General features: G+C 63.7%; 14 protein-coding genes. 2 read left to right on the forward strand and 12 right to left on the reverse strand.

What is annotated here, in order from left to right; translation table 11 throughout:
- Positions 1-21: 21 nt before the first annotated feature.
- From DOM58_RS00120 to DOM58_RS00165, 10 genes are all read right to left on the reverse strand, one after another.
- Positions 22-2055, reverse strand: a complete 2034-nt coding sequence (locus DOM58_RS00120; RefSeq protein WP_245392086.1) for an alpha-1,4-glucan--maltose-1-phosphate maltosyltransferase — start codon at positions 2053-2055, stop codon at positions 22-24.
- 184 nt (positions 2056-2239) lie between these two features.
- Entirely contained in the window at positions 2240-4429 is a 2190-nt protein-coding gene (glgX, locus tag DOM58_RS00125; protein WP_110691302.1) for a glycogen debranching protein GlgX, read from the reverse strand.
- Between the two features lie 80 nt (positions 4430-4509).
- Positions 4510-5040 carry a DUF2934 domain-containing protein gene (locus tag DOM58_RS00130; protein ID WP_110691303.1) on the reverse strand — a complete coding sequence of 177 codons (531 nt, stop codon included), beginning with the start codon at positions 5038-5040 and terminating at the stop codon, positions 4510-4512.
- 204 nt (positions 5041-5244) lie between these two features.
- Positions 5245-7974, reverse strand: coding sequence for a malto-oligosyltrehalose synthase (gene treY / locus DOM58_RS00135; protein ID WP_110691304.1), 2730 nt, complete (start codon positions 7972-7974; stop codon positions 5245-5247).
- Positions 7971-10193: a 4-alpha-glucanotransferase gene (malQ, locus tag DOM58_RS00140; RefSeq protein WP_110691305.1), complete on the reverse strand. Its 2223-nt coding sequence runs from the start codon at positions 10191-10193 to the stop codon at positions 7971-7973. Before malQ ends, treY begins: the two co-directional genes overlap by 4 nt.
- Positions 10190-12019 (reverse strand): malto-oligosyltrehalose trehalohydrolase, encoded by a 1830-nt coding sequence (gene treZ, locus DOM58_RS00145; RefSeq protein WP_245392104.1) that lies wholly within the window; start codon positions 12017-12019, stop codon positions 10190-10192. The genes malQ and treZ overlap by 4 nt, the downstream gene beginning before the upstream one ends.
- Before the next feature lie 56 nt (positions 12020-12075).
- Entirely contained in the window at positions 12076-13299 is a 1224-nt protein-coding gene (locus tag DOM58_RS00150; RefSeq protein ID WP_157957463.1) for an alpha amylase C-terminal domain-containing protein, read from the reverse strand.
- Between the two features lie 236 nt (positions 13300-13535).
- On the reverse strand, positions 13536-15026 hold the full coding sequence (gene glgA, locus DOM58_RS00155; RefSeq protein WP_245392087.1) for a glycogen synthase GlgA: 1491 nt from the start codon (positions 15024-15026) through the stop codon (positions 13536-13538).
- Positions 15027-15520: 494 nt separating this feature from the next.
- On the reverse strand, positions 15521-18712 hold the full coding sequence (locus tag DOM58_RS00160) for an efflux RND transporter permease subunit (RefSeq protein WP_110691308.1): 3192 nt from the start codon (positions 18710-18712) through the stop codon (positions 15521-15523).
- The gene (locus DOM58_RS00165; RefSeq protein ID WP_110691309.1) at positions 18712-20001 is read right to left on the reverse strand and encodes an efflux RND transporter periplasmic adaptor subunit; all 1290 of its coding nucleotides are present in this window, start codon (positions 19999-20001) and stop codon (positions 18712-18714) included. The genes DOM58_RS00160 and DOM58_RS00165 overlap by 1 nt, the downstream gene beginning before the upstream one ends.
- A gap of 174 nt (positions 20002-20175) precedes the next feature.
- Here DOM58_RS00165 and DOM58_RS00170 point away from each other — a divergent pair, with 174 nt between their 5' ends.
- Together DOM58_RS00170 and DOM58_RS00175 are read left to right on the forward strand one after the other, a co-directional pair.
- A complete protein-coding gene (locus DOM58_RS00170) occupies positions 20176-20805 on the forward strand; it encodes a TetR family transcriptional regulator (RefSeq protein ID WP_110691310.1) in 630 nt (209 codons plus the stop codon).
- Positions 20806-21020: 215 nt separating this feature from the next.
- The gene (locus tag DOM58_RS00175) at positions 21021-21974 is read left to right on the forward strand and encodes an SMP-30/gluconolactonase/LRE family protein (protein WP_110691311.1); all 954 of its coding nucleotides are present in this window, start codon (positions 21021-21023) and stop codon (positions 21972-21974) included.
- A 78-nt stretch (positions 21975-22052) separates the two neighbouring features.
- Here the strand turns inward: DOM58_RS00175 and DOM58_RS00180 are convergent, their stop codons facing one another.
- Together DOM58_RS00180 and DOM58_RS00185 are read right to left on the reverse strand one after the other, a co-directional pair.
- A complete protein-coding gene (locus DOM58_RS00180) occupies positions 22053-22895 on the reverse strand; it encodes a fructosamine kinase family protein (RefSeq protein WP_110691312.1) in 843 nt (280 codons plus the stop codon).
- Entirely contained in the window at positions 22858-24726 is a 1869-nt protein-coding gene (locus DOM58_RS00185; protein WP_110691313.1) for a monovalent cation:proton antiporter-2 (CPA2) family protein, read from the reverse strand. The genes DOM58_RS00180 and DOM58_RS00185 overlap by 38 nt, the downstream gene beginning before the upstream one ends.
- Positions 24727-24740: the final 14 nt, after the last annotated feature.

Below are 24740 nucleotides of genomic sequence, written 5' to 3' on the forward strand. Positions count from 1 at the left end.
GTTGCCTTTCTCCTTGGCTGATCAGCGCACCGGGTGGATGCGCCAGATGGCGAACGGCAAATGCCATGGTTCCAGTCGGATCGACTGCCACTTGCCTTGCCATGTCCAGCGGTGACCGGACATCAAATCTTCCACGTGCAGTGCCGCCTCGTCGGGAAGTTCGAACTCCCACAGCGGCAGCTCGAAGGCCCCCTCCTGGGCCTCGAACGGATCCAGATTGATCATCACCAGAATGAAGTTGCCCTGGTCATCGGTGCGCTTGCCGAAATACAGCAGACGCTCGTTATGAACGGCGTAGAAGGCCACTCCCAGGTGGGTCTGCAGCGCCGGGTTCTCGCGGCGGATGCGGTTGAGCTGGGTAATTTCGTAGCTGATGTTGCCGGGCGCGGTATAGTCGCGCAGCTTGATCTGGTACTTCTCCGAGTCGAGATACTCCTCCTTGCCCGGCACCGGCTCGCCCTCGCACAGCTCGAAGCCGGAATACATTCCCCACAGCCCCGAGCCCATGGTCGCCAGCGCGGCGCGGATCAGGAATCCGGGCCGGCCGGAAGACTGCAGGAAGTAAGGGTTGATATCCGGCGTGTTGACGAAGAAGTTGGGCCGGTAGCATTCGCGCATCGGCGATTCGTTGAGCTCGCTCAGATATTCGGTCAGCTCGGCCTTGGTATTGCGCCAGGTGAAGTAGGTATAGCTCATGTTGAAGCCGATCTTGCCCAGACGGGTCATGACCGCCGGCCGGGTAAACGCTTCGGCGAAGAACAGCACGTCCGGGTCGCGGTCGCGGATATCGGCGATCAGCCATTCCCAGAACGGAAACGGCTTGGTATGCGGATTGTCGACGCGAAAGATCTTCACACCCTCGTCGACCCAGCCCTGCACCACGTCGCGCAGCTCAAGCCACAGCGAGGGCACCGCATCCTCGGCGTAGAAGTCGACGTTGACGATATCCTGATACTTCTTGGGCGGGTTCTCGGCATAACGGATCGAGCCGTCCGGGCGCCACGAGAACCAGCCCGGATGCGCCTCGAGCCAGGGATGATCCGGCGAACATTGGATGGCGAAGTCCAGGGCGATCTCCAGCCCGTGTTCGGCCGCCGCGCTGACCAGGTTGCGAAAGTCCTCGCGAGTACCGAGCTCGGGATGGATCGCCTCGTGGCCGCCCTCCGGGCTGCCGATGGCGTACGGGCTGCCGGGATCGTCCGGGCCGGGCGTCAGCGTATTGTTGCGACCCTTGCGGTGGGCCTGGCCTATCGGATGAATCGGCGGGAAGTAGAGCACGTCGAAACCCATGTCGCGGATCAACGGCAACCGCCGGTGGACGTCATCGAAGGTGCCGTGACGCGCAAGATCGTCGGTCTCCGAGCGCGGGAACAGTTCGTACCAGCTGGCAAACTGGGCCGCCTTGCGTTCGACCTCTAACGGGTAGATCGCGTCGCTGCACGATAGATGAGGTCGCGCGTCGGCGGTCTGCATCCACTGGGCGGTCGAGGCCTCGAGCATGACGCCGACCCGCTCACCATCACTGCCACACGCCTGGAAGCGCTGGTGAATCTCGGCCAGCGCCTCGCGCAGCTCGTCTCCCGAGCGCTCGGCGGCAGCCACTACCAGCCGCCGGCCCTCCTCGAGTTCGAGCGACACCGGCACGCCGGCCTGGTGCTTCTTGAACAGCTCGTCGCGGTAGGTGCCGAACACGTCCCACCACGCCTCGATGAGGAAGGTGTGCCGGCCAACCCGGGTCGGCGTGAAGCTCCCTTCCCAGATATCCTTGCCCAGCGGTCGTACCAGCCGCATCGGTTCGCGATGCCGCTGCCCCTGATCGTCCTGCCAGCTCACGGCGGCGGCCAGCACATCGTGACCGTCAGCGAAGATTATCGCAGAGACCTCGACCGGCTCGCCGACAGTCGTCTTGGCGGCGAAGCGACCGAGTTCGAGCGAGGGGTGAACGGACTCGATGGCAATGCGTGGCGCGTGCGCCGCCGCCAAGGCGGCGTCATCTCGCCGAGAGGGTGTAGCCGCCACTTCAGCCGCCGGCTGAGGGGATGAATTCGTAGTCACTGGCGTCTCCTTCCGTCCATGAGGTGGAGTTGCAGTCTGTCCAGCGGCCATGCCACGAGAACCGTTCGTGCGGCATGCCGATTACGGCGCAGCAGAATCCCGAATGCGTTCCCGCATCGCCAACGAGCGTTCCATCAGGCGATGACCGTCGCCGAGAGGCGTATCGGCAGACACCAGGCCCGCGCTACGCATGCGGAGCGCCGCCCTGCCTCTCGACAAGCTCGAAAAGCGCCAGACTGTGCGCTTCGACGCCGTACTCGCTTTGCATGTCGACACGAACATCCTGGGCGGCCGGATCGAAGGTATCGACACGGCGAACCCACTGATTGCCGCCGGGGACCGTCGGCAGCACGAACAGGACGTGCGCCTCGCTCGCATTGATGGCAAGCAGCACTGTCACGTCCTTGCCGGGCGCGCGGATACCCGTGGGCTGGGCGTGACCGTCGAGAACGACACCGATCGCCTTGACGCCGCCTTCATGCCAGTCGCCGTCTTCCATTTCAGTCGTGTCGGGCTTGAGCCAGGTCACATCCTTGATGCCCAGTTCCTCGATCAGGTCGCCGGTCATGAAGCGGCCACGCTCGAGAATCGGATACTGGCGCCGCAGTCGAATCAGGCGCTGGGTGAAAGCCAACAGCTCGCGGCCCTCGTCGGACAGATCCCAGTCGACCCAGCCGATCTCGCTGTCCTGGCAGTAGGCATTGTTGTTGCCGCCCTGTGTGCGACCGAACTCGTCCCCCGCCAGCAGCATCGGCGTGCCCTGGGACAGCATTAACGTGGCCAGCAGGTTGCGCATCTGGCGCATGCGCAATTCCTGGATCTCGGCGTCGTCGGTCTCGCCCTCGACACCGTGATTCCAGGAAATGTTGTCATCGCTGCCGTCCTGGTTGTCCTCGCCGTTGGCCTCGTTGTGCTTGTCGTTGTAGCTGACCAGATCGCGCAGCGTGAAGCCGTCGTGAGCAGTGATGAAATTGATCGACGAGAACGCCTTGCGACCCCGGTGATTGAAGAGATCGGCCGAGGCGGTCAGGCGATTGGCAAATGCCGGCAGCTTGCCCTCGTCGCCACGCCAGAAGGCGCGCATGTCGTCGCGGAAGCGGTCGTTCCACTCGGCCCAGCCAGGGGGGAACTTGCCGACCTGATAGCCGCCGGGGCCACAGTCCCAGGGCTCGGCGATCAGCTTGCACTGCGACAGCAGCGGATCCTGCCGGCAGGAATCGAGGAAACCACCGCCCTCGTCGAAGCCGTCGGTTTCGCGGCCCAGAATCGTCGCCAGATCGAAACGGAAACCGTCGACACGCATCTCGGAGGCCCAGTAACGCAGGGAATCCGTGACCATCTGCAGGACACGGGGATGCGACAGATTCAGAGTATTGCCGGTGCCGGTATCGTTGATGTAGAAACGCGGCTCTTTGGGCATCAGGCGGTAGTAGGAGGCGTTGTCGATACCCTTCAGCGACAATGTCGGCCCCATCTCGTTGCCTTCCGCGGTGTGGTTGTAGACCACGTCCAGCAGTACTTCGATGCCGGCGGCATGGAAGCGCGCGACCATCTGCTTGAACTCGCTGATCGTCTCGGTCGCCATGTAGCGCGGATGAGGCACGAAAAACGCCAGGGTGTTGTAACCCCAGTAGTTGTGCAGCCCCTTTTCCTGCAGATGGCGGTCGTCGGCAAACGCATGAATCGGCATCAGCTCCAGCGACGAAATGCCGAGCTGCTTGAGGTAATCGATGATCTCGGGGGCCGCGAGCCCGGAGAACGTGCCGCGCAGATCCTCCGGGATGGACGGATGACGCATGGTGAAGCCGCGCACGTGCGTCTCGTAGATGACGGTGTCGCTCCACGGCACCATGATTTCGGCCGATCGGCCCCAGGTGAACGCCGGATCAATAACCCGACAGCGCGGCATGAAAGGAGCGCTGTCGCGTTCGTCGAAGCTGAGATCGCCATCCTCGTGGCCGATGGTGTAGCCGTATAGCGCATCGTCCCACTTGAGCTCGCCGACCAGTTGCTTGGCGTAGGGGTCGATCAGTAGCTTGTTGGGGTTGAAACGATGCCCTGCTTCCGGATCGTACGGCCCATGCACGCGATAGCCGTAGAGTTGCCCCGGCCGTGCATCGGGCAGATAGCCGTGCCACACCTCGTCGGTGTACTCCGGCAGCGCGATACGCTCGATCTCCTGCTCGCCGCTCTCGTCGAAGAGGCAGAGCTCGACCATGGTGGCAGTGGCGGAAAACAGCGCGAAGTTGACGCCTAGCCCGTCCCAGGTCGCCCCCAGCGGGTAGGGCAATCCTTCACTGATGCGCGATGGCTGTACCACGCCACCCTGAACGGTCATTTCACTATCCGTGTCGATTTCGTGCCGCTCGGTCATGTCTCGCTCCGTCGAAAACCAGGCAATGCCCGGGTTCCTCAACGCTGGTTGAACGACGATTCACTTTCGTGAGCGTCGCCTTACTCGCTCTTGTTACCGGTAACGCGCGGCTTGCGGGGACGCGTTGCAGGTTTCTTGCTCTCCGCTTCCGGGCTCTTCTTGGTGGCGCGCTTGCGCGGTGCCGGCTTGTCGCCACTCTCACCACTTTCGCTACTGTCGCCACTTCCGCTACTGTCGCCACTTCCGCTACTGTCGCCACTTCCGCTACTGTCCGCCGTCTTGCGCCGGGAAGAAGACTTGGCCTTTTCCGGCTTGGCATGCACCTCGACGCCGGTATCCTCTTCCTTGCGCGCTTCCGTCTCCGGGTCATCCAAAGGCAGACGCTGCTCATCGATACCCAGCTCGTCGGGCTCGGCCGGGGGATCCTCGCCTTCCAGCGGCGAAGGCTCGTCCGACGCTTCGAGCCATTCGTGTTCCTCCTCCCGCGCGTTCTCGGCTTCGACGATACGCTCGGCCATCTCCCAGTGCCGCGCTTCCTGACCCTCCTGACGACCTTCCGATTCCCAGATGCGATAGGCCAGCATCCGTACCCGTTGTTCGCGACTCGTCATCGTGACGTCCTCCGTTCTCTTTTCGTCGTAGGGCGAGGCGATCCCTGCCTCACCGGATCCGTTGATTCGACATCGTTATGATCGATGCCTTGCCATGACACGCTTGACGCCGACGCTTGACGCCGACTCTCGATGTCGACTTTGACTGCCGACCTTTGCTCTCGGCTCGTACTGCCGACCCTGACTGGGCAGACACCATGTTCATCATGTCCATAGCCACGCGCCGCAGGGGAAATCCGACAAATGTTCGTGAAGCGCCAGAGCGCCGGCGGCATGCACGGGTAACGGCGTCAACCAGGGTTCGCCGGCCCCGTTCAGCTCCAAGGCGTCCAGAGGTAATGCGGTATCCGCCCATTGCAGCTGCGTGCCGTCCGGCGTTTTCAGCAGCGCCATCGGCAGCCGCGGGACCACGACCACCAACGTCATGCCCGAGGTCCGGCGAGCGAAAGCGAGCACGTGATCGGCGTAGGCACCGACAGCCGGTAGCGCCACGTATTCCCCTTCGCTGAAAAGCGCCGGATACTGACGCCGCAATGCCAGCAGACGCTGGACGACAGCCTGCTTGACGGCGCCATCACGCCAGTGCCGCCACGCCGAGACGGGCATCTCGGCGGCGTCCAGCGCCTCGCGCCGCGCCGCCATGTCGACCGGGCGACGATTGTCGGGATCGACGAGCGACTGATCCCAGAATTCCGTGCCCTGATAGAGATCGGGCACGCCCGGCGAACAGAGCCTCAACACCGCCTGAGCCAGACCGTTGATCGCACCCGGCAGATCCAGCAATGCCGCCGTCTCGGCCAATTCGCGAGTCAGCTTGTCGCCGGTCAGGGCGCGACGAATGGCATCTTCGCCGGCCTGCTCGTAGCTTTCGTCGGGCGCCAGCCAATGGCTCTGCAATTTGGCTTCCCGCATTGCTTTCTGCTGCCAGGCGACGAGACGATCGGCGAAGGCGCCCAGCGCCTGGCGGCGACGGGAGACGAATTCGGACTCCAGGTCCGGCCCGGGTTCAAGCTCGGGGCCGGACTCCAGCGCCAGCGGCCAGGCCGCCAACAGCAGCTGGAGCATCATCAGGCGATCCCCGCCGCTGGGAATTTCGTCGCTATCGTACAGACGTCGATCATGCGCCCAGGCGTGCATTTTCGGCACTATTATTTGGGTCAATTCGCTGAGTGCCGCCAGCCGCGCCCGGACGTCCTCGCCACGCTTGTGGTCGTGGGTCGCGGTGGTCAACATGCCACGTGGGAATCGCTGCAGGCGCTCCTGATTCGCCGCATGCAGACGGTGAGGCGTGTAGGCGAAGTGATCTCCCTCGCAGCCGACGTCGTTGCGGGACAGCAGCACCGCCGAGCGATAACCGGCGGTATCTTCCACCGCTTTGGCCGCCAGCGGCGACGTCAGCTGTTGAAAGCGCGTCATCGCCGTCAGGCGCAAATCCCGCTCGGGCTGTTCGAAAGCGGCAGGAGCATTCCCACCGAGCCAGTCATCGAGCCGTTCGAGCCAGCCGGCATCGGCCGAGGACAGCCGCGAACGCGCCGCGCACAGGGCCTGGTCGAACGCTTCGGCGTCGAGCTCGGGCCGCCCCTCGAGATCGGCATAGCTACGATAGACCGGGTAGCCAACCGCCAGCGCCCCGAGGACCCGCCGAATCGCCGGTAGAGTGAACTCCCGTGTGCCGGGGTTAGCGCTGGCCAGCGCGCCGATCGCTCTGACGCAGCGCTCGAATTCGGCCGTCAGCGGGCCGTCGAGCATCTCGCGGCGAGCCGTCTCGACTTCGCCGGCGAAATCCCCCGAGCGACCGCTGATATCTCGCCACAGTCGGGTCAACGGTTCACGCCCGGCCGGGTCATGCTGAACGCCCGAGACCAGGTCGAGAAACTCGTAGCCCGTGGTGCCGTCGACGCCCCAGTCGGTGTGCAGATGCTCGCCATCGCCGAGAATCTTCTCGACATAGATGGGTAGATGGATCGGTGGATGCAGGTTTTCCCCGGCGCTGTCGCCACGCCGTTCGGCAATCGCCTCGAGCCGCGCCCGCAGACGCAGCGCATAACCTTTGGGATCGGCGAGCCCGTCGATGTGATCGATGCGTAACCCCTCGATCCACCCCCGCTCGACCAGCGACAGCAGATAGGCGTGGGAGAGATCGAACACGCTCTCGTCCTCGACACTCACCCCTGCCAGCTCGGTAATATCGAAGAACCGCCGCCAGTTGAGCGCGTCGTTGGCGGTACGCCAGTGGGCGAGTCGATACGCCTGGCGCTCCAGCAACGCATGCAACCGCCCCCGCCCCTCGGCGGTCGCGGCATCGTGCCGGGCGAGAATCGCGGCGATGGCCGGGTCGTCGTCGCTCGATTCTTGGCGATCACGCGCCGTACGAGCGTCGTCGGGCAGGGCCGCCAGCAGCTCGGCGGTATGCGCCGGGTCCAGCGGAAAGCGGTGCTCGTGATAGCCAATGAAGAAGGCGCCGAGCGCTGCGTCCCATGCCAGCGTCAGTTCGCCGTCATTCAGCACCTGGAGATAACGATCTCCCAGGAATGGCAACAGCAGCTTGCCGTCGGAACCGGGCTGCTCCCAGTCGATATCGAAACAGCGGGCGTAGTCGCTGTCGCGGCCGTGAGCCAACACATCCTGCCACCAGGGGTTCTCGGCCCCCACGGCCAGATGATTGGGCACGATATCGGCCAGGATGCCCATATCGGCCGCCTGCAACGCCTCGACCAGCCGCGTCAGCCCCGCTTCGCCACCCAGCTCGGGGTCCACCCGAGTCGGATCGACGCCGTCGTAGCCGTGCGTCGATCCCGTTCGCGAGGCGAGAAACGGCGACAGATAAAAATGGCTGACGCCCAGGGCCGCGTAGTAGTCGACCTGCCGACGAGCATCGTCGAAGGTGAATCCGGCATGGAGCTGCAACCGGATGGTGGCGCGGATAGACCTCATGTTCGACGCTCCCGACGCACGCGATCGATGTGTGCCAGACGTTGTTGTACCGCGGAATCGTTTAGCGCCTGCGGCGCGGGCGCCGGCAAGCGCCGTCGCCAGTTGGGGTGCTCGTCGAAAGTGCCGGGAAGATTGGCCTGCTCCTTCAGCCCCAGCAAATCTTCCAGCGAAAACAGCGCCAGCGGCGTCGGGGTCGTGGCCACATGCACCAGTACCGCGTCGATGACATCGTCGACGTTCACGCCCTCGTTTGAACCGCCATTCGCGTCGGCACTCGAATCGTCACTCGAATCGTTAATGACGTCGTCCGAATCGCCATGGGCTTTTTCCAAGTCGACGGCTGTGGCGATCTCGTCGAGGCCGCACACGCTGGCCAGCCGATGCCGATCCTGGCGGCGCTGCTCACTCAATTCGGCAAGCGTCTCTTGCGGTGCCAGCAGCCCCAGCCGATCGCGCCAGCGCAGATCATTCTCCAGCCACCACCCCGCCACCGTGGGCAAATCGTGAGTGCTGGTAGTGGCCATGGTGGTCTCGCGCCAAGCGTTGGCGGGCAGAAACGCTTCGTCATCGCGTTCGAACCACATCACGCTCATGCCGAGCACGCCGCGTGCCGCCAGTTTCTCGCGCAGCCCCTCTTCGACGGTTCCCAGATCCTCGCCGATGACGATGGCGCGGTGGCGCCAGGATTCCAGCGACACCAGGCGCAGCAGATCATCCAGCGGATAGCGCAGATAGGCCCCCTGTTGCGCCGACGCCCCTTCCGGCACCAGCCACAGCCGTGACAGCCCCAGGACATGATCGATACGCAAGCCGCCAGCGTGGGCAAGGCTGGCCCTCAGCATGGCCAGAAAACCGCTATAGCCGCTATCGACCAGCCCCTCGGGCGAGAACGCCGCCACGCCCCAGCTCTGACCCTGGGCGTTGAAGGCATCCGGCGGTGAACCGACGCTCAACCCCGGGAACAACTCGGAGGGATCGCTCCAGGCCTGACTGCCGGCCGGATCGACACCCACGGCAAGATCGGCGATCAGCCCCATTACCATGCCGGCCCGACGCGCCTCGGTCTGGGCCCGGTCGAGCCCAGCGGCGACCAGCCACTGCAGAAACACGGCAAAGGTGATCGCCTCACGGTTCTGCTCGGCGAAGGCTTCGACCGTATCGCTGCCGGGGTCCTGCCACGCCTGGGGCCACTGGCGCCAGTCGGCGACGTCGGCATGCGCCTGCAGCACTTCGAAACGGCAGTGGCGCTCCAGGCCCTCGCCGCCATCGCGACGAAAGGCGACCAACTGAGAGCGCCAGGCCAGCGCACTTTCATCATGCTGAACATGCACGAACAGCCGTTCCAGCATCGACAGCTTGAGCCGCGCGCTGGCGGGCCAGTCGATCAACTCAAGCGTTGCCTGCTTCGCCATGGCCTCGCTGAACGGCGCCCGCGCCTGCGCCAACGTTTGCTCGTCGAACAGGCACTCCGGCGCCGCGTGCCAGACGTTGTAGAACAGTCGGCTGGAGGGCGAATAGGGGCTGAAACGTTCGGGATGCGCGGCAAACAGCGCATGCATGGGGCTGATGGCGACGGCATCGGCGCCCGCTCGCGCGACACTCGTACACAGCTCGGCGAGCGCCTGCAGATCGCCGATACCACCATCGCCGTCACGCCGAAGCGCGTAGAGCTGTGCCGCGACGCCCCAGTAGCTTGGCCGGGCCTCGCCCTGCTCGCGGGCAGTATCGTCGAGGGTGAAGCAGCGCGGCGGCGCCACCGCCAGCACCCGGGTTACGCTCTCGTCACCGCGCTCGGTAATGAAACTCACCCGGTGATACCCCGTTTCCTCGATCGCGGGTAGACAGCCGCTGGCGTCGAGATGCCCATCCAGCGTCTCCCCGCTTTCCAGTCGCAGGGCGAAAGCGCAGCCACTGCCGTCGACCACCGGCACGCGCCAGGGAGCGCCCTGATCGGCAATCAGCAGCGGCGGCAGTTGTTCGAATGCCGCCGGCCGGTGGCGTGCCTGCCATCGCGCCAGACTGGCGGCAATCTCGTCATCGTCGCCGGCCGGCCAGCCGAGATGAGTGAGCATCTCGCGCTGACGCGCTGGCGACAGCGACTGCGGCTGGCCGTCGCTGCCGGTCCAGTCGATCAACAAGCCGACCGCTTCGGCCAGTTGCTGCAGCGAGCCGCCGGGCGGGGCTGATGATTGAGGGCGATCATTGCGATGGTTCGTCATGCGCGCGACGCTCCCGCCGAGCCATCCGATGGCCGCAGCCAGACGACGCAGGCCAGGGCCGGCAGCTGGCCGCTCGCCACCGCATCGGTCACGTCCTTTCGCGAGCAGACCAGCGGCGCGCCCTGCGGCTCCACAACAACCGCTTGCGAAGAGAGGTTGATGACGATAGTCAGCATCTGCCCGTCGCCCAGCTGCCAGCGGGATTCCACTGCCTTGTCGGCGACGACCCAGGCACCGATCGCGCGAGCACCCTCGAGTCCGGGAATGATGTGCCGATTTCGCAGTGCCAGCCAGCGACGAAAGCGTTCGCGGACGCGACGGTGTTCGGGCGCGGCGGCCTCGGCGTCGTCGAGGCAGGACGCCTCGAACGTGGCCACGGCATTGGGGTCGGGAATGCGCTGTCGCTGTTCCGGATCCTGGAACGCGGGGAAATCGGCGAACTCTTGGCGACGCCCTTCCCGCACCGCGTCCGCCAGCGCGTCGTGGTGATCGGTGAAGAACAGAAACGGCCGCGTCGAGCCCCACTCATCGCCCATGAACAGCAACGGAATGGCGGGCGACAGCAGCAACAGCAGGGTTGCCGCATCGAGCGCCTCGGGTTCGGTCAGCTGTGGCAGACGCTCGCCCAGCGCCCGGTTGCCGATCTGGTCATGGTTCTGAAGGAAATTGACGAATGCGGTGGGCGGCAGATGACCGCTGGGTTCACCACGCGCTTCCCCCTTGCGAGAGGGTTGCCCCTGGTAGACGAACCCTTCGCCCAGCGCGGTCGCGAGCTTCTGCGTCGCGTCGTCGACGAAGTCGGCGTAGTAGCCTTCGCGCTCACCGGTCAGCAGCACATGCATGGTGTTATGCCAGTCGTCCGCCCACTGCGCATCGTAGAGCCCCGGCGCCAGCAGGCTGGCCTGATTGTGCTCGTTTTCCAGAATCAGATGGCAGTGCCGGTCGGGGCCTACGCGCTCACGCAGGGTTTGGCCCAGCTCGACCAGGAAATCCCGCTCGCTGATGGCATGAACGGCGTCGAAACGCAGCCCGTCGAAACGATATTCGAGCAGCCACATCAGCGCGTTGTCGATGAAGAAACGCCGTACTTGAGGCCGCCGGAAATCGATGGCACCGCCCCATGGCGTCTGCAGATCGTCACGGAAGAAAGGCTTGGCGTAATGCGTCAGGAAATTGCCATCTGGGCCGAAGTGGTTATAGACCACATCAAGAAAAATCATCAGACCGTGGCCGTGGACCTCGTCGATCAGGGCCTTGAGCTCATCAGGCGATGCGTAGTAGGCAGCAACGGCGTAAGGCTGGACGCCGTCGTAGCCCCAGTTGCGCTCACCCGGACACTCGGCGAGGGGCATCAGCTCGATCGCGGTAATCCCCAGCTCCACCAGCGCCGGCAGGCGATGACGCAAACCATCAATGCCGCCGCAGGCCCCCAGATGCACTTCGTAGATCACCGTCTGTTGCCACGGCCGGCCGGTCCATTCGGGATGCCGCCAGGCGTAGCGGTCGGGATCGACCACGCAGGTCGACCCATCCACGCCGTCGCGCAAGGCTTTCGATGCCGGATCGGGAACTGCCATGCCGTCGTCGTCACCCTCGACGAAAACCCGGTATCGATAGGCCGTCGACAGCGAACATTCGAGTTCGAGCTCGAAATCGCCGTCTCCCATGGGCCTCATCGGCTGAGAGCCCAGCCCCTCGCACTCCAGGTCGACGCGTTGCGCGCTCGGCGCCCACAGCCGAAAACGAATACGCCCGTCGGCGACTGGCGCAGCACCGTAAAACGGTGTCCACGCGGCCCTTCTCGGCTCGCCGGGTTGCCCGGTGATTCCTGTTGACTCACCCGCTGACTTACCCGCGGAGTCATCCGCTTGAAACGACGCGCTCATGAACCGTCCTCGAACCAGATTTCGTGGCGCAGGAACAGTGCCGCCATCGGCGGTACTGTCACGGCGAGAGACTGGGCGTGACCATGGCTGGGTATCGGCTCCGTCATGGCGCCGCGGCCGTTGCCCACATTGCTGCCGCCGTAGAAAACGCTGTCGCTGTTCAATGTCTCGCGCCACCAGCCGGCGCTGGGCACGCCCAGACGATAGCGATAGTGAACACAGGCCTGAAAATTGCACACGCAGACCAGGCTGGCATGGCCGCTTTCGGCATGGCGCGCGAAGACGATCACGCAATTGTCGCTATCGTCGTCGACCAGCCACTCGAAGCCGAGACGATCCTCGCCGCGGACCTGCAGCGCCGGCTCGTTGACGTAAAGACGATTGAGATCGGCGACCAGACGCAGTACGCCCGCATGACGACTTTCGAAGAGCAGCGGCCAGTGCAGCGCAGCTTCCCATGACTCGGCCAGAACCTGGCCCAGCTCGACGCCCATTGCCACCTGCTTGTCGCCAGGCAATGCCCACATCAATGCCAGACACGTCCTGAACGCCGCAAAACGCTGCCAATCATCGCCATGAACCTGCAAGCGCCACTGCCCCAGCGCGGTGGTGTCATCGGGCACCTGCTCCAGCAGGCCGCGACTGAGTTCGCGGGGCGTCAGCGCGGCAATCCAGGCGGCGTGTTGCCGACAGCGCTCGGCGGGAGACAGTGCCAGGTAGTCGGCACTGGCAAGGCGCCATCGCACCCGAGGATCGAGTACCAGCACCGGCTCGGTGGTCTTGCTCAGAAACAGTCGGCATTCGGCGCCGCGGCCCTCCCCGGAGTGATCGCTCACCTCCTCGTAGCCATCGATATGACAGCGATCACACCACGCCAGAAATTCCGGCTGGGTCATCGATGATAGCGGCGAATAGACGATGACCACGCCGACACCGGCAATGTGACAGGTCTCGATGAACTGGCAGACGACGCTATGCGGCTGGCCGATCAGCGCGCCGTCGAGGACGATATGCGTGAAGCCCAGATCGGCAACATAGGGCACCAGCTCCTCGGCGAGCCGATTCCAGTTCATCGGCAGGGCGAAATGGGAGAGATACCAGTCGAGTGCGCGCAGGCGATAGAAAGCCAGCGGCATCTCGCCCCCGTGGCGTCCGGGTCTGGCTCGCATCCAGTCGCCGTCGTCCCAGGACCAGGTGCCCAGCCACTCACTGCTTCTCATCTTGCTCCCCGGACGCGCGGCGTCACGCGGCGTGGGAACGGACGAGGAACCGGATGACGAGGCAGCCGACAAATCAGCGGCAATCGGCCGGATACCCGGAAGCGTCGAAGTCCTCTGCGCAGAGGCGTTCAGTTCAGCAGGACCGGATTCGTTGTCTCTCTCGGTGCTTTCAACACTTTCGGCACTTTCAACACTTTCAGTACTTCCGGCACTGGCGCGCCCTTGGCGAGAATTCGTCATCGTCGTGCCGCGACGTCGTCGGATCGGACGGTCGCCTCCGAGAGCAGATCGGCGTAAAGCCGGCGGTAGGGAATTACGGCCTGGCGCCAGTGCAGCCGCCCCGCCATCGCCGCCCGGCGCATGGCGTAGAACAGATCGGTTGCCCGAAACAGATCGAACGCCCGCAGCACGGTGGCACGATAGTTCTCCACGCTCATATCATCGAACAGCAAGCCGTTGATGCCGTCCTGAATCGTATCCGCGAGCCCACCGGTTCGGTGGGCGATCGGCAGCGAGCCAAAGCGCTGAGCGTAGAGCTGGCTGAGTCCGCAGGGTTCGAACCGCGATGGCATCAGCAGAAAGTCGCTCCCCGCATAGATCTGACGCGCCTCGCCCTCGTCGAAACCGATGTTGACGCCCACCTGACCCGGGTAGCGCGTTGCCATCTCGACGAGCGACTGCTCGATGGCATGTTCACCCTGGCCGATCACGACCAGCTGGCCGCCGGCCCGCACGATGGCATCGGTGACCTCGATGGTCAGATCGAGCCCTTTCTGCGCTACCAGCCGCGAGACCACGGCAAACAGCGGACCGCCGCTGGGCGCGAGCCCGAACATGCGACGCACACGCTGGGTATTGGCGCGTTTGCCGTGCCAATCGTTGATGCCGAAATTGGGCGCCAGATGCGGGTCGGTACGCGGATCCCAGTGATCGTCGATGCCGTTGAGCAGCCCGCTGAGACGCCCTTCCAGCGCGCGCTTCTTGAGCAGTCCCTCGAGGCCACAGCCCAGCGCCGGCGTGGTGATCTCGACGGCATAGTTGCCGCTGACGGTCGTGACGTGGGAGGCGTAGGAAAGCCCGGCCTTCATGAACGAAAGCTGGCCGTGAAACTCGACCCCATCGATATGGAAGGCCGTCGCCGGAATGCCCAGTGCGGGCAGTCTTTCGGCGGGAAAAACGCCCTGATAGGCGAGGTTGTGAATGGTGTAGACCGAGGGCACGTAACGTTTGCCGAGCCAGCGCACGTATCCCGCTGTCAGCCCGGTGGCCCAATCGTTGAGATGCAGCAGGTCGACCTGCCAATCGAGCAGGGCAACATCGTTGACGAGCTCGGCCGCGGCCATCGCCAGCCGCGCAAAACGAACGTCGTTGTCCGCCCAGCCCACGCCCAGTTCATCGCCGTAGGCGTTGCCCACCCGATCGTAGAGTTCGGGACACAGCACCACATAAATAATCAGGCCGTCTTCACACAGCAGACGGCCGATTTCACACGCGGGCAGCTCGTGGCGGGCAGGTAGGCTGGCAACATGGACGATCGGACGTCCAGCGGTGAGTAGCTGACGATAGCCGGGCATCAGAACCCGCACATCGTAGTTGGGTTTCAGCGCGCGTGGCAGCGCCGCGGACACATCCCCCAGCCCGCCGGCCTTAATGAAGTCGGCGATCTCGGTCGTAACGAACAGCACACGCCGGTGGCGCTCCGGCGCGACGGGAATGGGTCGCGACAAGGCACTTCGGGAAGCGTTTGCTGCCCCTTGGCCGGACGCCGATGCGAGCCAGTGGGAAGTCTCCCCACCTCTTGCTGCCGTCCGGCTGTTCTTTCCATGAACCACGGCCTGCGTCATATCCAGCCTCCCCCGAACATCCGGTCCACCAGTGGGTAGCAACCAGCGTCGACCCATCATCGTGCGCTCCGATACCACTCAACGACGATAACCGGCGTTAATAAAACGGGCCAACGGCTGTAATGACGGTTCTCCTGAGGATAAAGGATGAAAATGAGTCGAGCACGAGGCGCGCTCCGGTAGACGCTCCGCCCAACGAGCCACGCACTGCTCGCGCAAGGATGTCACTAGGTACAGATATATGCCACTGCCCGGAAAGCGTCAAAGTCCGTTTGAACGGCTGTAGGGAGAAGTGGATGAACAACCATAAAAAAAGGCAACCTCCATGGGAGGTTGCCTGTCGAGGACTGGATTTCCAGTATCGCTTGCGGGACCCGTTAATGGCTTTCGCGCGACTCCGGCGACTGCCGATCCTTGCCGGACTTGTTCCTGCCCAGTCTGGACTGCAACCCATGCGTGACCTTCATGATCAGCACATAGGTCGCCGGCACGAAAATCGTCGCCAGCAGCGTGATCGAGATCATGCCGCCCACCACCGGCGTGCCGATCTGATTACGACTCGCCGCGCTGGCACCCGACGCCAGCGCCAACGGCAAGGTACCACCGATGAACGCCAGCGAGGTCATCACGATCGGGCGGAAACGTTGACGCGCCGCCACCTTGGCCGCATCGACCACCGAAAGCCCCGCGTGCTTGCGCTGCTGCTCGGCGAACTCGACGATCAGGATGGCGTTCTTTGCCGCCAACCCGACGACCACCAGCAAACCCACCTGCAGATAGACGCTGGTGCTCAAGCCTGCCAGGTAGACCGCGAGAATCGCGCCGACGAAGGCGAACGGCACCGCCGACACCACCGCCAGCGGCAAGGTCCAGCTCTCGTACTGCGCCGCCAGGATCAGGAACATCATGATCACACCGAACGACAGTGCCAGCGTCGCCGCGGTGCCGACGTTGACCTGCTGATAGGCCTCGCCGCTCCAGCCCATCCCGTAATTGGTGCCCAGGGTATCGGTCACCACCTCCTGCATCGCCTGTACCGCTTCACCCGAGCTATAGCCCGGTGCCGGCCCGCCGGAGAATTGCGCCGCCGAGTAGGTGTTGTAGCGCTGCAGCACCGACGGCGCCTTGCCACGGGTCAGGGTCACCAGCTCCGACAGCGGAATACGCTGACCGTCGCCACCGCGCACGTAGACCTTGCTCAGGTCGTCCGGATTGCGCCGGAAATCGTCCTCGGACTGGAGATAAACCTGAAAGTTACGGCTCGAGCTCGTGAAATAGTTGACGAAGGAGCTACCGAAAGTGCTCGCCATGGTGGTATTCAAGTCCGTGATATCCACACCCAGGCTGCGCGCCTTGTCCGTATCGACATCCGCCTCGTAGACCGGCACGTTGACATCGAGTGACGAGAAGACACCCGCAAGTTCCGGCCGCTCGGCCGCCGCCTGCATGACCTTTCCAGCCGCCTCTGCCAGTTGCTGAGAGGTATCACCGCCGTAGGACTGCAGATAGCCGGTGAACCCGCCGGTGGGCGACAGACCCTGGATCGGTGGCAGGTTGAAGGCAACCGTCTTGCCGCCCTGAATCTGACCGCCGATCTGCATGATCTTCTGGGTCAGCTGGTCCACCGTGATGTCACGATCCGCCCACGGTTTCATGGTGACGAAGACCGTACCCTTGGCGGTGTTGGGTGAACTCGAGAGGATATCGAAGCCCGGAATCCCGGTGACGTAGTTGATGCCCGGCACGGCATCGCGCAGCCGCTGACTCAACTCCTGCACGTAGGCGTCGGTACGCGCTACCGACGACCCGGCCGGCAGGCTGACCGAGGCCAGAGCCACACCCTGGTCCTCGGAAGGCAGCAGCGCCGCCGGCAACTGGGCAAAGATCATCCAGGAGACGATACCGGCAGCCGCCAGCCCCACCACCACCAGCCACAGCTGGTGAATGATGAAATTGGTGATCGCCATGAAGAAGTCGGTGATCTTGTCGAAGATTTTGTTAAACCAGTCGAACGGCTTGCGGATGGCCCGCACGAACCCGGACTGCTGCATGCGATCCTGGTGCTTGAGAAAGATCGCGCCGATCGCCGGAGTGAACGACAGTGCCACGATCGCCGAGATCGCTACCGAGATCGCGATGGTGATCGCGAACTGCTGGTACATCTGGCCGGTCAGACCGCTCATGAAGCCAACCGGCACGAACACCGCCGCCATGATGAACGCCGTCGCGATGACCGCGCCGGAAACCTCCTTCATCGCTTCGAGCGCCGCGCTGAACGGCGTCGCCTCCTCGTCCTCGTCCATGATCCGTTCGATGTTCTCGATGACCACGATCGCATCGTCCACCACGATGCCGATCGCCAGTATCATGCCGAACAGCGACAGCAGGTTGATCGAGAAGTCGAGCAGATACATCCCGGCAAACGTCCCCACCACCGAGATCGGCACCACCGACATCGCCACCAGGGTGGAGCGCCAACTCTGCAGGAACAAGAACACGATCACCGCGACGAGGAGCAGAGCCTCGATGAAGGTGTGCTCCACCGATTCGACGGAAGCATCGATGAACAGCGTGGTGTCGTAGGGAATCTCGAAGTCCAGCCCCGGCGGGAATCGCGTCTTGAGATCCGCCATGGCGTCCTTGACTTCCTTGGCGACGTCCAGCGCGTTGGCACCCGGCTGCAGGTAGATCGCGATCGGCGCGATCGGCTTGTTGTTGACGTAGGCCTGGATACCGTAACTGTTCTTGCCCAGCTCGATCCGGGCGACATCGCTCAGCCGCAGCGAGGAGCCGTCGGCATTGGTGCGCAGAATGATGTCCCGGAACTGATCGACACTGTCATAACGCCCCTGGGTCGTGATGGTGTACGTGTATGGCGTCGGATCGCTCTGGGGCTCGGCACCGAGCTTGCCACCCGCCACCACCGCGTTCTGGGCCTGGATTGCCGAAGAGACTTCGGCCGGCGTCAGGTCGTATTGCGCCAGCTTGTCCGGATTGAGCCAGACGCGCATGGCGAATTCCTGGCTACCCAGTACCTGCGCCTGCCCCACGCCGGGAAGCCGTGACAACTCGTCCGTCACGTTGATGTTGGCGTAGTTGGTCAGGTAGAGCGAATCGTAGGCGTCCGTGGTCGAGGTGATACCCACGAACAGCAGAATGCTCGACGAGCGCTGCTCTACCGTCACGCCCTGGGACTGCACTTCGCTGGGCAACTGTGACAGTGCCCGCTGGACCCGGTTGTTGACGTTGATCGTCGCCGTCTGCGGATCGGTACCGATGTTGAAATAGACGCTCATCGACATCTGACCGCTGTCGGAACTCGACGAGGTCAGATAGATCATGTCTTCGGTGCCGTTGATCTCCTGGGCGATGACCGAGGCGACCGTGTCGGAAACGGTCTGGGCGCTGGCGCCGGGATAGGTCGCCGACACGCTGATCGTCGGCGGCACCACCGGCGGATACTGCTCGATCGGCAAGGTGCGCATCGCCATCAAACCGATCAGCGTGATGATGACCGAGATGACCGTGGCAAAAATCGGGCGCCTGATGAAAACGCTAGCAAAGTTCATCAGTTGGCTCCGTTCTGTCCGTCGTCTGCCTCTTGGGCATCCCGCTTGGCGCCCTCGACGCCTTCACCGCCCTGCGCGTCAGGGTCCTGGGAAGGATTTTCACCCGCGTTGTTCTGCGGTTCCGGCACCTTGCCGCTGAACGGTTGCGCATCGATCTTGTCACCGGCGGAGATGCTGCCGATCGCCGAAACCACGACGCGATCGCCGGGCTTCAGTCCATCGGTAATGATCTGCCAATCACCGGCGATCTCGCCCAGCGAGACGAACCGCGCCCCGGCCTTGCCTTCATCGTCGAGCACGAAGACCTGCGGCCCCTTGAGTCCCTCGGTCACCGCAATCGCGGGAACCGCATAGACGTCGTACCGCATCACGTTGGGCAACGCGACCCGTACGAACTGGCCGGGCAGGAAAACCTGGTCATCGTTCTGGAACACCGCTTCGGCCTGCACCGTGCTGGTGGATTCATCGACCCGGGAGCCCAGAAAATCCAGCTTGCCGCGTAATTGAAGCGCATCGCGGGAGGCGCTTTCCGTACCGGGCGCGGTCAGCACGGCCACGTTGGCCTGCTCGGTATCGCCCTGCTGACGTTGCTGACGCAGCGAAAAGGCGTCGTTGGCCGGCAGCGAGAAGCGCACCTCGATCGGATTCAACGGCGTGATCGTGGCCAGCTCCTGGGGCGGCTGCACCAGGTTGCCGACATTGACTTCACTCAGGCTGATCATGCCGCTGACCGGGGCGTTGACCTCGGTGTAGCTGAGATTGATCTGGGCGCTGTCCAGCGCGGCCTGGGCCTGAGCCTTGGCGGCCCGGGCCGTACTCAGATCCGCCTGGGCCTGATCGCGCTGCTGCTGGCTGATGGAGTTCTGCTTGTAGAGACGGTTGTAGCGCTCGGCATCGCGCTGGGCGCGGGACACTTCCGCCTGCGCACTCTGCACGTCGGCCTGATTCTGCTTGACCGTGGCTTCGTAGGGCGCCTGCTCGATGGTGAACAGCTTGTCACCCTTCTCGACCATGCTGCCCTCGCGGTAATGACGCGCTTCGAGGACACCCTCGACGCGACCCATCACGGTGACCTCCTGATTGCTGCGAACCTGGGCGGGATATTCCTTGGAAAGCGCGACATCGTGCGCCTCGACGTTGATCACTTCCGCCTTGGTCGGCGGCTTTTGTTGTTGTCCCCCGCCTTGCTGAGCATTTTGCGAGTCGTCGTCGCCACAGCCGGCCAGCGCCAACGACAGCAACAACGCCCCACCGAAACCGAGGGTGCATTTCACGAAATTAGGGCGCATGAGTCTCCGTCCTGGAAGGATGATGCCTAGGTTAATCCCGCGAGCTTACAGGCATACATACATGAATGTAAACTTGCGGAAAATTGGTTATGCTCTTGTCTCGGCGGTTTTAACCTCAACATAAGAAATGCCGGTCTGACGTCATGCACCCACTCACCTGTCGATGACACCATCATGCCCAAACGCACCAAGGCCGAAGCCGAGGCAACCCGCGAAGCGTTACTGGACGCTGCCGAGGTCACTTTTCTCGAGCGCGGCGTGTCACGAACATCGCTCGAGCAGATAGCCCGGCAAGCCGGCATGACGCGAGGCGCGGTCTACTGGCATTTCAAGAACAAGTCCGATCTGTTCCACGCCATGCTCGATCGCGTCAAGATGCCACTACGTCAGTTGCTGGATGATGTCGAGGATCCCGACCAGCCCAACGCGCCGCTGGAAAGCCTGCGCCTGGCCACGCTGCACGCTCTCGGGCGGCTGCAGGGCCCGCGCTCGCGTCGCGTCCATACCATTTTGCTGCACTGCAGCGAATCGGCCAGCGATGTCGACATTCTCGCGCTGCAGGACCAGCTGGCCTGCGACTGTTACGAGACGATGCTCGAGCGCTTCGAAAAAGCTCACAACACCGGCACCCTCGCCGCCAGCATCGAGCCGGAAATTGCCTGCCGCATGCTGATGTCGATGTTTCTGGGACTCATGCACGACTGGCTACGGGATCCCGAACGCTACGATATCGGTGAAATTGGTCCCCGCATGATCGATACCTTCTTCGAGCGCATCAGCGTGACGCCAGCAGGCTTTCCCTGATGACCAGGACGACCTTTCCACCGATGACCAGGATGACGCGGTGCGAACCGCTCGATAGGTCATGACGAAGCTCGTCGATGGCAGTGTCATCAGCACATTGCCATCGATAGAACTTTCGTCTCAATGACAGCCGATATCGCAGCGACAAGACTGTGTCGTCCTAGATTTTGCTAGGCCCTACATTCTGATCGGTCTCATATTCTGAAGGTGGCTGCATGCAATATCCCGATGGGTACATCGTCGACGACGTTCGCTTTACGTCGCTGATCCTCCCCAACGCTCAGCTGGAACGACTCTGGAGCGGCGGGCGCTGGTGCGAAGGCCCCGTCTACGACCCCGCCGGGCGTTATCTCCTGTGGTCCGACATCCCCAATGATCGTACGCTGCGTTACGACGAGTGCGATGGTCATGTCGCGGTCTTTCGCCAGCCTGCCGCCTTCGGCAACGGCCAGACCCGGGATCGAGAAGGCCGCCTGATTACCTGTGAACACGGTTCGCGCAGCGTCACGCGCACCGAGCACAACGGGCGCATCACCACGCTGGCGGATCGATTCGAGGGCCACCGGCTGAACTCGCCCAATGACGTCACCGTCAAGTCGGACGGCTCGATCTGGTTCACCGATCCCAGCTACGGTATCGACGGCGACTACGAAGGCGGCCTGCGTGACGCCGAGATGGGCTGCCACGTCTACTGCCTCACCCCCGAGCATCGACTGATCCGCGTCGCCGACGATTTCGAAAAGCCCAACGGCCTGGCCTTCTCGCCCGATGAAGCCTGGCTCTATGTCTCGGATACCGGCGCCACCCATCGCGATGACGGCCCGCGCCATATTCGTCGATTCAGGGTCGAATCGGATCATCGTCTTTCAGGCGGCGAGGTTTTCGCCGTTTCGTCGAACGGCCTCTTCGACGGCTTTCGTCTCGATCTCGCCGGCAACCTTTGGACCAGCGCCGGCGACGGCGTGCACTGCTATGCCCCTGATGGCACCCGACTCGGGCGCATCGTGGTCCCGGAGACCGTAGCCAACGTCTGTTTCGGCGGCATCAGCCGCAACCGGCTGTATATCTGCGCCACCACCTCGCTCTATGCGCTGCATCTCAATACCCGGGGCCACGACGTGCTGGGTGAACCGGTTGGCCCCTCCGACATTCGCGCTCCCGAGCGGTGATACGCCGCGGCCGGGAGGCAAAAAAAGAGCATCGGCGACATTGATGACAGAAAAGAATCAATGGCACGCCGAGCCGCCCTACTCGGCCAGGGCCCGGTCCACGGCTCGCTGCACGCCGCCGAGATAACCCCGTCCAAACAGATATAGGTGGTTGAGTAGCGGATAGAGCTGGAACAGCGCCTCGCGACGTTCCCAATCCACGGGGCGATCGCCATCCCAGTAGGCCTCGAAAAAGGCCTCTCCCGGCCCGCCGAACAGGGTCAACATGGCGACATCCACCTCCGGATAATGGCGATAGACCGCCGGGTCGATGATCGCCGGCCCAGCGGGCGTGAACAGCACATTGCCCGACCACAGATCACCGTGGACCAGGCAGGGCGGCGTATCGGGCAACCACCCTTCCAGCGATTCGGCGAGGCGCTCGATACGCGCAGCCAACTGGGCGTCCAGCGCCCCCTGCTCGCGACAAAGCGTCACCAATGGCAACAGCCGGCGTTCGCGCTGGAAAACCCGACCATCCTGCAGCGGCGCATTGGGCTGGGGCGTCAGCCCGCAGGCGTTGTCCCGTGGCCAGCCATGGCCCGCCTCGGCATCCCGGGAATCCTGGTGCATCTGACGTAGCCCTTCACCCAGCGCGGCGCCATCGCGCTTCCCCGTGTCGTCCAGCGCCGGCATGACCAGCAGGTCATCATCCTGCGCCAGCACCGCGGGCACGATGAGCAGACGACAGGCCGACTGCAGGGCCCGCAAGCCGTCCGCTTCACCGGCTACGCGCTCTGGCGAATCCCGCTTGACGATATGCGGCGTCCCGCCCTCGATTCGCCAAAGCCCGGCGCCGCTGTCACCGCCGGAGAGCGGCGTCAGACCACCGTCCGTCGACACGTCAAGCGCCGCGAGTCGTCGTTTCAGCGTCTGCGTCATGATGGGTCTCCTTCTGTACGTCGTCGCCATCGCTGGGTGCGACGCGCTCGTCACGAGGACTCTCCCTGCCACGGCCTCGGTTGAGCGCCTGCTGAAACAGCGACTGCAGTTCGGCCATGGCCGCCTGTTCGGTCGCCATCAGCTGCTCGGTGTCATTGCGATGAGCGTAAGTGTCCTTGAGCAGTTGATTGTCGAAATCGCGGAACGTGCGCACCGCATTGATCGCATTGGCGCTGGGGTAGCCCAGCCCCTTGAGCACTTCGACGCTCATCTCCATGCTCGAGGCGAACGTCTCGCGCACCACGCTATCGACGCCGACCTCCATCAGCTGCCAGGCGTGATGACGGTTACGCGCTCGCGCATAGACTGTGAGATGCGGAAAGTGGGTCTTCGCCAGCCGTGCGATGGTCAGCGCGGCACTTTCGCTATCCACCGCGATGACCAGCAGACGCGCCTTGTCGATGCCGGCCGCGCGCAGTAGATCCAGCCGGGTCGCATCGGCGTAGAAAATGCGCGAGCCGAAGCGGCGAATGAACTCGACCTGAGTGATATTGGGATCCAGCGCGGTGAAATTGATCTCCTGCATCTTGAGCATCCGCCCGACCATCTGGCCAAAACGGCCAAGCCCCGCAATGATCACGGGCGGCGTGTCGTCGCCGAAGTCGGTGTCGTAGGGGCGGCTCTCCTTGAGCCGATTGCCCAGCCTTTCCCCCAGTCGATACAGAAAAGGCGTGGCCGCCATGCTCAGCGTGACCGCCGCGATACACAGACTGGCAATGCGTTGGTCGATGACCCCGGCGGCCACCGCGGCCGTCAGCAGCACGAAGTCGAACTCTCCGCCCTGGGCGATGATCGTCGCCAGCCGGGGGATTTCCGGGCGCGGCAATCGCGTCAGCAGCCCGATGATCGCCAGCACCGCGGTCTTGGCCAGCGTCATCGCCACGGCCAGCCCTACCACCAGCAGCACGTTGTCCAGTACCAGCGTCAGATTGACCGACATGCCGACAGCGATGAAGAAGAGCCCCAGCAGCAAGCCCTTGAACGGCTCGATATTGGCCTCGAGCTCGTGGCGATACGGCGTATCGGCCAGCATGACGCCGCCCAGAAAAGCGCCAAGCGCCATCGACAGCCCCGCCCACTGCATCACCAGCGCCATTGCCAGCACCAGAAACAGCGCGGCGGCGGTAAAAATCTCGTGAACGTCGCTGCGCGCGATCAGCGACAGCACGCGGGGGAACACCAGCCGCCCGAAGGCAATGGCGGCGATCACCACCCCGATACTGCGCGCAATAACCCAACCGTCGTCCGGGCTGGCGTCGGCGCGACCGGCCAGAAACGGCAACAGCGCCAGCAGCGGTATTACCGCCAGATCCTGGAACAGCAGCATGGCGAAGGCGCTCTGGCCGTGGGGCGTTGCCAGTTGGCGACGTTCGTTGAGCACCTGCAGCGCGAAGGCGGTCGACGACAGCGCCAGCGTCAGCCCCAGGAAAATGGCGATACTCGGCGGCAGGCCCAACAGCAATCCGATCGGCATCAGCAGTGCCGCGCAGCCTGCCATCTGCAGCGTTCCCAGCCCCAGCAGGCGCTTGCGCATCGACCATAGCCGCCGTGGCTCGAGCTCCAGCCCGATGATGAACAGCAGCATGACCACGCCGAATTCGGAAAAATGCAGAACGGTTTCCGGTTCGGACACGAAGCCGCTGATCGAGGGGCCTGCCAGCAAGCCGATACAGAGATAGCCCAGAATCGATCCCAGACCGAGGCGTTGGAACAGCGGCACCGCGATGATCGCCGCACCCAACAGCACGGCCGCTTCGTTGAGAAAATCCATCTCGCTCGTACCCT

The organism is Salinicola halophyticus (assembly GCF_003206695.1).
GTDB classification, from domain to species: domain Bacteria; phylum Pseudomonadota; class Gammaproteobacteria; order Pseudomonadales; family Halomonadaceae; genus Salinicola; species Salinicola halophyticus.

Coding starts and splice junctions, on each gene's coding strand:
- glgX (WP_110691302.1), bottom strand. CDS start 4,429: ATGACCGAGCGGCACGAAATCGACACGGATAGTGAAATGACCGTTCAG.
- DOM58_RS00130 (WP_110691303.1), bottom strand. CDS start 5,040: ATGACGAGTCGCGAACAACGGGTACGGATGCTGGCCTATCGCATCTGG.
- treY (WP_110691304.1), bottom strand. CDS start 7,974: ATGAGGTCTATCCGCGCCACCATCCGGTTGCAGCTCCATGCCGGATTC.
- malQ (WP_110691305.1), bottom strand. CDS start 10,193: ATGACGAACCATCGCAATGATCGCCCTCAATCATCAGCCCCGCCCGGC.
- DOM58_RS00150 (WP_157957463.1), bottom strand. CDS start 13,299: ATGAGAAGCAGTGAGTGGCTGGGCACCTGGTCCTGGGACGACGGCGAC.
- DOM58_RS00160 (WP_110691308.1), bottom strand. CDS start 18,712: ATGAACTTTGCTAGCGTTTTCATCAGGCGCCCGATTTTTGCCACGGTC.
- DOM58_RS00165 (WP_110691309.1), bottom strand. CDS start 20,001: ATGCGCCCTAATTTCGTGAAATGCACCCTCGGTTTCGGTGGGGCGTTG.
- DOM58_RS00170 (WP_110691310.1), top strand. CDS start 20,176: ATGCCCAAACGCACCAAGGCCGAAGCCGAGGCAACCCGCGAAGCGTTA.
- DOM58_RS00175 (WP_110691311.1), top strand. CDS start 21,021: ATGCAATATCCCGATGGGTACATCGTCGACGACGTTCGCTTTACGTCG.
- DOM58_RS00180 (WP_110691312.1), bottom strand. CDS start 22,895: ATGACGCAGACGCTGAAACGACGACTCGCGGCGCTTGACGTGTCGACG.
- DOM58_RS00185 (WP_110691313.1), bottom strand. CDS start 24,726: ATGGATTTTCTCAACGAAGCGGCCGTGCTGTTGGGTGCGGCGATCATC.